Genomic DNA, 12436 nt, shown 5'->3' with positions numbered 1-12436 from the left:
TTACAGATAAAAACTTTTCTTGGCACGAGTGAAAATGCGGTGAAATCACAGATTTATGTAGCTTTGATTTGCTATCTTCTGTTGGAGTTGATAAAGCGATTTTATAGCGATAAAAATACGGCATTTAGTAATTTTTGCGAGAAAATAAGGGTGTGTCTTATGCACTATCTGACGCTGAGTTATGTCTGCAACGAACTGAAACCTATCGTAAAAAAAGTGAAAAAACCACCTGAAAACACACTCTTTGACAGAGATAATTCCGCACAACAAACAAGTCTGCCCTTGTAAATAAAGGGTTGACAAGGGGTTTTATGTCGTTTTCAAAAAACTTTCGGACGGCTGTGAAATGATTTCTTATAATCTGATGTCTATTTTTAGAATATTCGTTTTGCAAGAAAAAACTCAAAAATCATTATCAACATTACGATATAGAACATTTGCCATAGGAGCCTACTTTGAAAAAGTAGATAATACGCTTAAAATCAACTCCGAATAGCTTTTGACAAAACAACGTAGAAATTGGTTTATGGGATAATCCGATTGATTTGAAAAAAAATCCTATCACATAATTTGGGTTAAATAACGTGAGTTCGATTTAAGTAGATACACCATAAAACAGATAAAGAGTTGTAAATAAAGGTGTTTTGTATATTCTATCTACATATAATTGCGAAAAATAATCAACTTCTAAGCTATTAGGATTCAGATACAAGTAAAAAGTCTTTTGAAAGTAAATATAGATGTCTGAAAAAAAACTGCTTAAAAACGAAACACTCTAATAAACAATGCATTATACATTTTTCTTATATCGAACTCACGTTAAATAAGAAAACAAGTCTATTAATAAAATGTCCGAAAGTAAATGGTAGCACTTATTGATCATTCGATAGTCCGCAATACTTGAAAAATATGTAATCAATCCATGGTGCAAAATAAAAAAACATGTGTTTGACTTAAAAGATAAATTTCGATATTAATCGTATTAAGAAAAATTATTTTGTTAAATAAATATTAAAATATTTACCACTCAAGTCCTTTTTTTGACCGTTCGCGTATTTTTTAAGAGTTATTCCGATTTTTTAATTAAAATACTGTTTTTGTTTTCCAAACATTTTAATTATCTTTGTTCCGTATGATGGGAGGATAATAAATCTTTGCTAATAGACCTGTACCAAAGAAGTGTAAATTAATCAACTAACTTTTTGAATGAAATATTATGAAAAATTCAGCTGACTCATTGATAATGCGTGTATTTGTAAGTGTCAAGACATAGCAAAATATTTAAAATACAATTGATAAATCTAATAATAACTATTGGATGAATTTTATTCTTTTAATTAAAAATAAAGATAATTAGTTAAAAAAATACGAAAGTTTGAAATAAAGAAAAAACTCAGATTATGGATAAGAAAATAACAATAGCACCAGTTTCTTTTTCCGGTTTTATAGAGAATTATGAAAGATATTACGATGACATTTCAGATTTGATTGAGAAAGGTAAAGAGTATAATGCTAAATATGAAACATTAAAAAATGATTTTCAAGTTAAAGATGCTGCTTGTGATACTGAAAAAATAACAGTTTTGAATAAGATTAAGTCAAACTATTTGCAAGAACGACAGGATTTAGATTTGAAGTTGAAAAAACTCCAAGCAGAAGTTTTTAGGTATGAAACAATTTTTCAAAAAGGAGATACCAAATATGGTAAAATGACGGATGAAATTCAATTGCGTGTTGATGAGTTAAAGCAAGCAATCAAGGATTTGATAGATATTAAACTTGATATTCTAGAACAAACAACAAGTGATAAAATCATTGAAATCAAGGAAGAATTTCAAAATAAAAAAAATGAAATTATCAACAATTATAGAAATAATAGTGCTAATCTGAGAGATGATGTTAAAGTGGAGTTTGAAAAGGAATCGTTGAATGAACAAGAAGCCTTTTTTGATAGGCAGACCATTTCTTCCAATATTGAAAAGCTATATAATAATATCTCAATTTTTGACAGTAAAAATTATTCGCCTTTGTTAGAGATTGGATCATTTAGAGTTGAAACTGATGTAGTAGAGAAAATTTCAAGAGAAATAAAAGTTTTGATACCTTTTATCGACAGCAAAAGTCTGTTAATAATTTTTGATGATAAAACTGAAAATAAAGTTAAAAATATATTAGTAAACTTGCTTTCCAGAGTGTTGCTTTCAACAGAGGTTGGGAAAATACAATTGATATTAAGCGATTTAAAAGACCTAGGGCAGATTTTTAGAGAATTAATTCCACTTACCCACGAAATTTTAAAAGAAGCTCATGGTTCAGCAAATTTCAAAAAGGAGTTAGACGATTGTAATAATAGGTTACACACTGTTTTTAGTAAATATACAAGTAGTTCTAAAAACTCTAATTTTTTAAGTCTTGGTGAGTATAATTACCACCAAATTACACATAATAAAGCAGAAGAATTAGCTCCTCATCATATTCAAGTGGTGCATAATTTATCCTATGACACAAATGAACAACAAATTAGAGAACTTAATCGATTGATAAATAACGGAATTAAGAATGGAACTAATTTTATTATCACTTGGAACAAAAACGATGAAAATGAGAAAAGTGAAAAATGGATAGAAAGTATAGCTAAAAATGCGAATGTATTGACTATAGATTTTGTTGGAAATTTATCCAATTATTTGAGTATAAAACACGAATTAGTACCCAATGTAATTGATGAAAAAAAATTACACGAATTAGTATATTCATTAAATATTAAGCATAGTGAGTTTAGTAAAAACATTGTAAAAGAACGATTTATAAACACAGTTCCAACGGATAAAAATTTATGGTTTAATTGTGATGCTTCTGAATTGATATCTGTACCGATAGGTAAAAGCAAATCACATCGAGGAGAACAAACTATCATATTGAAAACAAAAGATTTTCAATCGCATTTGATGTTGTCAGGTGGAACAGGTTCAGGGAAAACCAATTTTTTAAAAACCTTTATCACATCAGCAGCATTGCATTATTCACCCGAAGAGATAGAGTTTTATTTAGTAGATTTAAAAAATGGAGTCGGTTTTGACGCATTCAGAAAGTATCAACTACCACAAGTGAAACTTTTTGCGATGGGTGCTGAAAATGAATTGATACTCAATTTATTACAAGAGTTAAATGATGAGATGAACCACCGTTTGAATTTATTAACTCAAGCTGGTGTCGATGATATTGTGGAGTATAATAAACGAAATCCAAACAACAAAATCAAACGAACGCTTTTGATTGTAGATGAATTTGCTTCTGTGTTTGAAGATGACGACGATACGGCAAGAGAAATTGTAGCTAAAATTTCACCATTGGTAAGAAAAGCCAGAGCGGTGGGTATCAATTTATTTTTCTCAACACAAAATTTCGGTAGAACACAAAGTTTTTCAAGCTTATTTAGTGAAATTCCAGTACGGATTGTACTGAAATCCAGTCAAGATGCTGCGAGCTATCTTTTAGGTGGAGGTAACGATGCCATGAAATATGTAGAAACTATTGGAGATGGTGTGTTGAACTACAAAGCAGGTATTAAACTTTCAGAATCAGATAATGAGTTTTTTAAAGGTTATCTTTTAGAAAATGATGATTTAGAAATTATTTTAACAAACATCAACAAGGAATCAGAACGAAGAGGCTTTGCCAAAAATCAACAGATGGTATATGATAATATTTCTAATGCAGATTTTAGTAAAAATGCTGAAATATTCCAGCAAAAAAGGGTGGAAACATTTATTGATGAAAATGATAGAACTATTACAAAGGTAATTACTCGTAGGAAAATTCCGATTTGGTTAGGAGAACCAACAACGATTTCCAAAACACATTTCAAAATGGATTTGGAACGAAATTTCAATGAAAATATTTTAATCACAGGTAAAGATAAGTCGGTATCTATCAATGCAATGTATAATATACTTTCCAGTTTGAGTTATGCTTTTGCAAGTGGTGAAATTGCTATTAGGATTATTTCATTTTTGAGTGAAGAAGAAAATACGGAATTACAACTTCATTTACTTAATCAATTGTCTGTAGCGTTTGATTATAAGTTTTGTGATTTAGAAAACTATGAACAAGAGTTGAAAATTTTACACACCGAAGTTGAACGAAGAAGTCAGCAAAATAACACCCAAGCAAAAAGAATTTTTGTATTCTATGTAGGTTTAGAAAAAGCTCGTAAAATGCAGAAAGTGGGATATGATGAAACAGAACAGGCAGAAATGTTTAAGAAAATATTGTCGGAAGGGAATAATTATAATATGCATTCTATTGTTGAGGTAATGCAACCAAGTTTTTTAGGACGTATTTCAAGAAATGATTTAATCGGAAATTTTGTACATAGAATTATCTTTCACTTAGGAAGCTCTGATGAATCAAGAGGAGTTTTAGGGAATAATAAAGCGGCACATTTATATAAAGCAGATGAGCCACACACTAAGTTCAGAGCTGTTTATTTCAATTCTAATTTTGAAGGTGTTTTACCAAAAATTAAACCTTACATTGATTTAATTAATTCAGATGATTTTACCCCAAAAAATTTTGGAAAGGAATATTTGAATAACACACCCATTATTGATGTTATACATAAAAGAGTAGAATCTTCAAATGAAGAAATTAAGGCAGAGGAAAAAGAAGTAGAAAATAAAAAATTAGAGTTTTCTGTATCAAATGAAAATTTAGCCGAAATAGATTATCTAATGCAATTGTCACAAAATTCTGAAGACACTGAAGATGAAGTGATTGATATTGATGATTTTTTCAATAGAATAAATTCTTATGAAAAATCAAAGAATGTGAATGATGAAAATTTAGCAGAGTTAGAAAAATTATCACAACAACTGAAAGAATTGGATGAAGAGGATGAAGTGATTGATATTGATGATTTTTTTAATGATTTCACATCAACAGAAACAACAAAATAGAAATGAAAATACGAACTAATATAATTATGTTATGTCACATTTAATGAGAAACGGAGCGGTAGTTGAACCTGATGAGGTTTTAAAAATGAGAAAATCTACCGATAAATTAGCAGATGATTTAAGAAAAACTTCAAAAGAATTAATCAATTCAACAGAACAATTAAATAATAATGGCTTTCAAGATGCCAACTTTGATAGGCTTTATCAGGTAATTACTGAAAATAAGAAACATTTGGAAGAGTTGGATAAAGTAATGTTAGATTTTTCAAAATATTTGAAATTTATTGAAGAAAATATAAGGGAATTAATAGAAGGAGACCCATTTAAGAAAAGTAATATTACAGTAAGATAATAAAATTATGGCAAGTATTAAAATAAAAACAAGAACTGGATCTCACGTGAATCTTGATGCTTTGCTTGAGTTTAACAAAAAATTAATTCAATTCAAAAAAGCATTGTATGAATATTCTTCAGAAATTAATCAGGCTCTAAACAGATTAGAAAGAGACGGTTGGAAAGATGAAAAATTTTCAGAATATAAGGTAGCCTTTGATAAATATATCAAACTTTTAGAACCTTTAGGACAAGAATTAGAGCAGATGGAAAAAACAATGCAAATTAAATGGGTACCTTTCATACGAAAACATTTGGAAAATAAAAATTTACCTAAATAAAATTTCAAAATGAGTGCAAGGCGAAATCAAAATGTTCACAATGATTTCAAAATATTAGATGAACATATCAAAGCACTTGATGAGTGTAAGGAAAATATACTTTCCACTACCAAAGAAATGGAAGAAAGTATAATTACACTCAATGAACAAGGATTTCAAGATAGAAATTTTGAGAAATTATATAAGGTATTTGAAGAAAACAAAGATAAAATCAGTGACATATCTAATATTATGGAGGTTTTTAGGAGCTATGTGGAAGAGCTAAGTGAACTTATAAAATCATATAACAACATTGAGCTATGAGTAAAGCAATCATAGATACTCCGGATAGGTTTTTGGAGTTAGCAACGGTACTTCGAAATTATCAAATTGATTTCTGTGCATTTATGTTCAATACAGAAGATGAAATTCAGCAATATATTCGTAAAATAGAGGATAGAGTTCGAGGGCTTGAGAATTATATTAAAGCAATGAGACATAGGATAAGTGCTATTGAAAGTCAGATGTCAGGACAAGAACCTGAAGCATACCAAAGAATGCAAAATGAAATTTATCGTTTAAGAGAGGCTATGAGTAGAAGCTATGATTTTAAAGTTTCATTGAATAATCATTGTGATGAGATAAAAACAGTGCGAAATGTTGGACTGACAGATGTGGGGGATGCCATTTTTAGAGGAAGGTTTGGCACAATGGGCACATATAGAACAGAAGAAGCATTACAAAAAATTTTTGACAAGCAAAATAAAATAGGCTTTATAGGATTAGAACAAATGGCATTATTTCTTAAAGAGTATTTAGCAATGGAAATACCCGCTATAGTTTCTGCAGATGAATAAGATTAAGAAGCAGAAAAATCGTAAAAAACTAACAATAAAAAACAAAATTTAGATGTGGTTAGATTATAATATTCAAAAACAAAAAGAGAGCGAATTTAAATCATTAAAAAATTATCTCTATGAAACAAAAAGCAAATGGAAAGATGATAAGTGTTCAGAGTTTTTTAAAAGACACATAGATGATATGATTTCATTGGTAGATTCCTTTCTGATGTGTACAGATAAACTTGTGCAACATTTTAAAGATGTAGATGATTTATTAAAAAGGTCAAATTATGTTTAATCATTAATTATTAACAATAAAAATAGAATAAATATGGCAAAGAAATGGGTTTGCGCATTGAATGAATCGCACGTTTATGACACACCAACAGCAGATTTATGGTGTAGTAAATGTCCTCCATTAGAGGGAATTTTGATGGAAAAAGATGAATCAAAAGTTAAACCAAAACCTCAACCGGACAATAATCCAGTTAATCCTGAAAAACTTCATATAAAAGGAGTTGGTTTGTACATTATGTTGATTGATAGTTCAGGCTCAATGTTTATGGATAATGTTTTTCCGGGGGTGCCGATGAGTAGAGCAAAAATGGTTTCTGCACAAGTGGCAAGTGCTATATGGGAAACAACAACTCTTAACCAAAAAGAAGATGCTTATTTTTTGGTTATGTTGTTTGACCATACGCTAAAACCTTTTATCAATTTTATGAATGTTCAAAACGTTTTGGATAAATATAAAGATGTTAAAAGTTTAGAGGCTGCTTTGTATAAAGAAATGGAAACAATGAAAGGAGCAACGGACATAAACAAGGCATTGAAAGGAGCATTTAATGCAGCTCAAAACTTCATAAATGGAAATCTTGGTTCAATAGGAAAAGTGACACCAATGGAAATGAGTATGCTTAATTTTGAAACAGGGAATGACTTCACCGTTCCTAATGTTCGTTGTTTGATATTTACCGATGGGCAACATTATGTTTCACAAAATGCAAAAGAGAATGTTTTAAAAGAAAATCCGTTTAACAATTTTGAGTATAAAGGTGAAAAAATCAATATATTGATGGGAGCGTTTCACGGACCGGAAAGTGACACGGGATATTTGCAATTGAAATCCATTATGGGAACTTGTCCAGTTCACGGAGAAACACAATTTTTCCATTTCAGTAAAGCAAGTGACACTAAACGAATGAGAAATCTCTTCAGGATGAGTAGTGGTCCAGGTGGGCTTTGTGAAAAATGTCTAAGTGCATATATCACTAAAGACCCTATTCAGTAAATGAAAAGATATTCTATAAAATAAAGTAAAAGATGGAAAGTGTTCGTTTTTTTCTCATAGATTGTTCTGATTCAATGTTTGAAGAAAGACCTTTTGAAGATTCTAAATTATCAAGGCAAGATGGATTGCAAAATTTGTAGTAAAATGGTATAATGTTTATATATTCTTAAATTATTCAGTTTGTTTTTTTAGACAATAAGGAAAGGCTTGGATTGATTGTTTGAAAGTAAGTCAAATATTTTCAAATTTCAATAATGTTGATGAACTTGAGAAAGCAATTTATCAAGAAATGGAAATCAAGTATTAATCAGGCATTGCAATATGTTTTTCCAAAGATTCAAAAAATATTAGAAGAAAATTCACTTAATGTGTCAACTCAATTGAATTTTGAAACTGGAGATGATGCTCAATTTCCTGATTTTTTTGTGTATTATTTTCAGATGGGAAATGCAAAGAGAAAATAATAAACCTATTTAATAGTTATGTATATAAAGAAATGTTAAATCTGTTAATTACAGTTTACATCAGGAAAAATAAAGATTGGGGGTATTCTCAATTGAAAGAAATGTCAGGAGATTGTTTTGTGCATAACGAAATACAAGTAATTGATTTTGATAATTATAGTGTAGAGGATTTTAATAATCTTGCTTTTCGTTTATTTTATCCTTGTAGAATAGAGTTTTGTAATAAATGTATTAATCATAAATAAATCAAATAATGAAAAAAATAACCATACTCACATTGTTTAGTTTATTGAGCTTTTATGGGTTTGCAATAGAAACAACGGTAGTAAGCACAAATGATGGAATTACATCATTAACTGTTACTCAGACATCAGAAGGAGGGGGGAAGCCTTCTAAAGGAGGTACAGCATCCGAAACCCAAAAATATCCAGACGTTAATCATAAAAAAGGTGATTTAGAAGTTTATCTTAAAAAACTCAATACCCAAATATTAGGTGCACTAGAACAAAAAATCTTAACCTCAAAACAAGAGATATTAGAGATATTAGAGATATTAGAGATACTAAAAATAATCTTAATAATCATCAGTGCTATTCTGGGAATAGGGCTTTTGGGGAGTATTGCATTCATCTTTAAACAAAAAAAACAAATCAAAATGGATAAATCAAAAGTTCAGGCTGATCATAAACATATTGTTGAAACTATTAATAAACTGAATATAAGTTTTAATGAAGATTTCGATGAATTGATACAAAAATTTAATGCTATTTTAAAGGTGCTTGATCAAAATCAGTCAATTCATTATGGAGATAACTTTACGGCTAAAAATCTTGATGAATTTTCAGAAAAAATGAAATTTAAATTAAGAGAAATAGTAAGGCAAACTGCAAACTTGGAAGGTCTTTATGAAAGTAATAAACAAAAATATGATTCATTATTTTCAAAAAACGATGCTGATGAAGCTAAAAAAAAACTACGAGAAATTGCTTTAAAGAACGCAGAGCTGACAAGGCAATTAGAAGAAGTTAATGCTTCACCCGTTTTGACTGCTGAATCGTTAAATGGCACTTTTATAAATGCTGATATTTTAGTAACGGCAGGACCAAGAAAAGACAAAGAAAGTGATAGCGAATTAGGAGAGGATGCTTCGGGGGTATATAATACACCCACAGGAACCTATTTCTGGATTTTTGATGGCACAAGTGATTCACCAAACTTAATTTGGGAGAAAAAACATATTTTTTCGAGTAGGGTTTTAGCTCAAAAGATGAGCCATACGATTGCATCTATTTTGAAAATTAGTAAGTATAGTGAGTGTTTAAATATGTCAGATGAATTGCTAAAAGAAGTGTTTGACAGAGCGGTGTCGCAGGTTAAAGTTGAATTTACACAAAACATCAATGACGCTCCAAGTGAAGTGAGACAATCAATTTTTGAAAATGAACAAAAGAACGTTCGTTTATATTGTTCAACGACCGTTTGTTTTGGATTTTTGTCAAAAAATGGAAAATTAAACTATTTCTACCTCGGAGATTCAACCGTAAATGCGTTTGAATTAAAAAATGGAGAGATTGTCTCAACTTCAAAAGACAAAAACGAAAAACCAAGCAGATTGTTTTTGATGCTTAAAAAAGAGGAAAAAGGATGGAGTTTGCAGGCAAGCAATTACCAAGAAAGAATTTCATTTTTCAGCAAAGAGAAAATCAATTATTTAGTTGCATACTCTGATGGAGTGTCAGCATCAGAAAATTTTATAGTCGAAAACCCTAAACTTGAAATAGCAAATGTTTCAAATAGAGAACAAAAATCGTTTGACGATAAATCTTTAATAGTGTTAGAAAGAAAAATATTTCGTTAATCATTTATGTGGGTAAATATTGATAATAAACGTTTTGAATTTCACTCTGACTATGATTCGTTTAACAAATCAAATAATAGTTGGAGAAAGCAAAATGTCGATGCCTATAAGTTTCAAAAATTTGGAGCTACTAATGTGTTTATCAAGCGAATGGAAAGCCCCTCAAAATATATTTCAGGGTTTGGCTTTCTACAAAAAGTGAAAGGAAAGAAATTTCATTCATTGCCAATGATTTATGACCTTGTTGAAACTCGAGAAAATAACCAAACAGTTTATTACCTCTTTCAAGAGGCTATTTCAGGTCAAACTCTTGAAGAGGTGATGAAATACAAGGTTTTTAAATTAAATATTCAACGGTTTTTGCGGGATATTTATGGAGGCTTGGAAGTCATTTGGAAACAGGGGTATTGGTTTAGTGATTTTGTTGAGAAAAATATTTTTATAGGGAATAATGGATGGTATTACTTGATAGATTTAGATAGTGTTGTTTCATTGGATATTTTACCGATGGAAGATCACCATTTTTTAGGAACGATCAATCGGAATTATAAAAATGCAATTGCCTCTCTCTGGTATAAAGATACTTTTGGTTATCCATTCCCGATTGTGAAGGAACATTTAAAGGGAGATACCATCAATGCGTTGGAGTTGTTTATTTTTATGGGACAACTTAGATATTTTATAGATCATTTAGAATCAAGTGAATTTCTTTGTGCTCAATCACGAAAACAAGTTCCCAAATATCTTTTGGTGTTGAATCAATTATATACTAAAAATTGTTTTTTGTCTGCCTTTTCATTTAAAGCTTTACATCAACAAAAACCATTACAATTTAAAGTGTTAGAAAACTACAATGAAACAGTACTTTTTCCATCGCATAAAACTATTTGGATAGATTTTAAAAAAAAACGAATTTTAATAAAACAGTAAAGTAATATTATGAATGTAAATATTAATAACCATACATTTGAATATCATTCTGATTTTGATCCATTCAACAAATCCAATAATGGTTGGAAAAAACAAAACGTAGATGCTTATAAATTTCAATCATTTGGAGCAACTAAAGTTTTTATAAAAAGAATGGAAAGTCCTTCGAAATATATTTCAGGGTTTGGCTTTCTACAAAAAGTGAAAGGAAAGAAATTTCATTCATTGCCAATGATTTATGACCTCGTTGAAACGCGTGAAAATGACAAAACGGTTTATTACCTTTTTCAAGAAGCCATTTCAGGTAGAACCCTTGAAGAGGTAATGAAACACGATGTGCTAAAATTAGATATTCAACGGTTTTTGAGAGATATTTATGAAGGATTTGAAGTTATTAGACAGCAAGGTTATTGGTTTAGTGATTTTGTTGAAAAAAATATTTTTGTGGGAGATGAAGGAGGGTATTATCTAATAGATTTAGATAGTGTTGTTTCATTGGATATTTTACCGATGGCAGATCATCACTTTTTAGGTACGATTAATAGAAATTACAAAAATGCTATAGCATCTTTTTGGTATAAAGACACGTTTGGCTATTCGTTTCCATTGGTGAGAGATTATCTAAAAGGAGATACAATCAATGTTTTGGAGTTGTTGATTTTTATGGGACAGCTTAGATATTTTATGGATCATCTAAAATCAAGTGATTTTCTTGCTGCTGAAACTCGAAAACAAGTGCCTAAATATCTTTTGCAATTAGATGAATCAAAAACTAAAAATTGTTTTATCTCAGCTTTTTCATTTGAAGGTTTACACCAAAAACCATTGGAATATGGAGTGTTAGAAGACTATATCAAAACAGTACTTTTTCCAACACAGGAAATTATTTCCGTGGATTTTAATAAAAAATCAATTACTAACAAGCCAATAGAACCACCAATTTCAATACCGCCGCCACCGGTGCCACCAACACCACCTAAAAAACGAAAATATAAAGGTTGGTTAGTAGCGGCAGTTTCTTTAATTTTGATGTATGTTTTTGGAAACAAAATTTATGAATGGGCTTATGAAGCAGAGGCTCTATACGAACAAGCTGTGTCACATTCATATAAAAACGAACACGAAAAGACTTATGATACTGATGCAGAGGCTCTATACGAACAACCTGTGTCACATTCACATAAAAATGAACACGAAAAGGCTTATGATACACAAGCTCTATACGAACAAGCTGTGTTACATTCACTTAAAAATGAACACGAAAAGGCTTTTGAGCTATTTCTTGAATCAGCTAACAAAGGTCATTCTGGAGCACAATATGATTTAGGACAAGCGTATTATAGTGGAATTGGAATTTCAAAAGATTACAATGAAGCAGTAAAATGGTACAGAAAAGCCGCTGAACAAGAAAATGTAGATGCTCAACTTAATTTAGCTGAG

Annotated in this window: 10 protein-coding genes and 3 pseudogenes; all 13 read left to right on the top strand. The window is 30.0% G+C overall.

What is annotated here, in order from left to right; all coding sequences use genetic code 11:
* Positions 1-288: pseudogene (locus tag CCAND38_RS11655) on the top strand (IS4 family transposase); the annotation flags it as partial.
* A gap of 58 nt (positions 289-346) precedes the next feature.
* Positions 347-493, top strand: a pseudogene (locus tag CCAND38_RS12195) (IS1380 family transposase); the annotation flags it as partial.
* 907 nt (positions 494-1400) lie between these two features.
* Positions 1401-4958 carry an FtsK/SpoIIIE domain-containing protein gene (locus tag CCAND38_RS08190; protein ID WP_042344782.1) on the top strand — a complete coding sequence of 1186 codons (3558 nt, stop codon included), beginning with the start codon at positions 1401-1403 and terminating at the stop codon, positions 4956-4958.
* A gap of 31 nt (positions 4959-4989) precedes the next feature.
* Positions 4990-5310, top strand: coding sequence for a hypothetical protein (locus CCAND38_RS08185; RefSeq protein ID WP_126321268.1), 321 nt, complete (start codon positions 4990-4992; stop codon positions 5308-5310).
* 7 nt (positions 5311-5317) lie between these two features.
* On the top strand, positions 5318-5632 hold the full coding sequence (locus CCAND38_RS08180) for a hypothetical protein (RefSeq protein ID WP_041913596.1): 315 nt from the start codon (positions 5318-5320) through the stop codon (positions 5630-5632).
* Positions 5633-5641: 9 nt separating this feature from the next.
* Entirely contained in the window at positions 5642-5935 is a 294-nt protein-coding gene (locus tag CCAND38_RS08175) for a hypothetical protein (protein ID WP_013997361.1), read from the top strand.
* Positions 5932-6468, top strand: a complete 537-nt coding sequence (locus CCAND38_RS08170) for a hypothetical protein (protein WP_042344781.1) — start codon at positions 5932-5934, stop codon at positions 6466-6468. The genes CCAND38_RS08175 and CCAND38_RS08170 overlap by 4 nt, the downstream gene beginning before the upstream one ends.
* A gap of 52 nt (positions 6469-6520) precedes the next feature.
* A complete protein-coding gene (locus CCAND38_RS08165) occupies positions 6521-6751 on the top strand; it encodes a hypothetical protein (RefSeq protein ID WP_013997363.1) in 231 nt (76 codons plus the stop codon).
* A gap of 33 nt (positions 6752-6784) precedes the next feature.
* Positions 6785-7744, top strand: a complete 960-nt coding sequence (locus tag CCAND38_RS08160) for a VWA domain-containing protein (RefSeq protein WP_042344780.1) — start codon at positions 6785-6787, stop codon at positions 7742-7744.
* Between the two features lie 266 nt (positions 7745-8010).
* Positions 8011-8208 carry a hypothetical protein gene (locus CCAND38_RS08155; protein ID WP_156129788.1) on the top strand — a complete coding sequence of 66 codons (198 nt, stop codon included), beginning with the start codon at positions 8011-8013 and terminating at the stop codon, positions 8206-8208.
* Positions 8209-8461: 253 nt separating this feature from the next.
* Entirely contained in the window at positions 8462-10066 is a 1605-nt protein-coding gene (locus CCAND38_RS08150; protein WP_042344777.1) for a protein phosphatase 2C domain-containing protein, read from the top strand.
* A 6-nt stretch (positions 10067-10072) separates the two neighbouring features.
* The gene (locus CCAND38_RS08145) at positions 10073-10996 is read left to right on the top strand and encodes an RIO2 family protein (protein ID WP_042344776.1); all 924 of its coding nucleotides are present in this window, start codon (positions 10073-10075) and stop codon (positions 10994-10996) included.
* Positions 10997-11005: 9 nt separating this feature from the next.
* Positions 11006-12436 (top strand): annotated as a pseudogene (locus CCAND38_RS11390) (hypothetical protein); the annotation flags it as partial.

The organism is Capnocytophaga canis (genome assembly GCF_000827555.1).
Classification (GTDB): domain Bacteria; phylum Bacteroidota; class Bacteroidia; order Flavobacteriales; family Flavobacteriaceae; genus Capnocytophaga; species Capnocytophaga canis.
Note: the sequence above shows the minus strand (reverse complement) of the source record. Positions and strands in the feature narration are given on the sequence as shown.

What these genes read in the sequence shown, in the direction of transcription:
- CCAND38_RS08160 (WP_042344780.1), top strand. Translation starts at nt 6,785, where the DNA reads ATGGCAAAGAAATGGGTTTGCGCATTGAATGAATCGCACGTTTATGAC.
- CCAND38_RS08180 (WP_041913596.1), top strand. Translation starts at nt 5,318, where the DNA reads ATGGCAAGTATTAAAATAAAAACAAGAACTGGATCTCACGTGAATCTT.
- CCAND38_RS08145 (WP_042344776.1), top strand. Translation starts at nt 10,073, where the DNA reads ATGTGGGTAAATATTGATAATAAACGTTTTGAATTTCACTCTGACTAT.
- CCAND38_RS08175 (WP_013997361.1), top strand. Translation starts at nt 5,642, where the DNA reads ATGAGTGCAAGGCGAAATCAAAATGTTCACAATGATTTCAAAATATTA.
- CCAND38_RS08185 (WP_126321268.1), top strand. Translation starts at nt 4,990, where the DNA reads ATGTCACATTTAATGAGAAACGGAGCGGTAGTTGAACCTGATGAGGTT.
- CCAND38_RS08190 (WP_042344782.1), top strand. Translation starts at nt 1,401, where the DNA reads ATGGATAAGAAAATAACAATAGCACCAGTTTCTTTTTCCGGTTTTATA.
- CCAND38_RS08165 (WP_013997363.1), top strand. Translation starts at nt 6,521, where the DNA reads ATGTGGTTAGATTATAATATTCAAAAACAAAAAGAGAGCGAATTTAAA.
- CCAND38_RS08170 (WP_042344781.1), top strand. Translation starts at nt 5,932, where the DNA reads ATGAGTAAAGCAATCATAGATACTCCGGATAGGTTTTTGGAGTTAGCA.
- CCAND38_RS08150 (WP_042344777.1), top strand. Translation starts at nt 8,462, where the DNA reads ATGAAAAAAATAACCATACTCACATTGTTTAGTTTATTGAGCTTTTAT.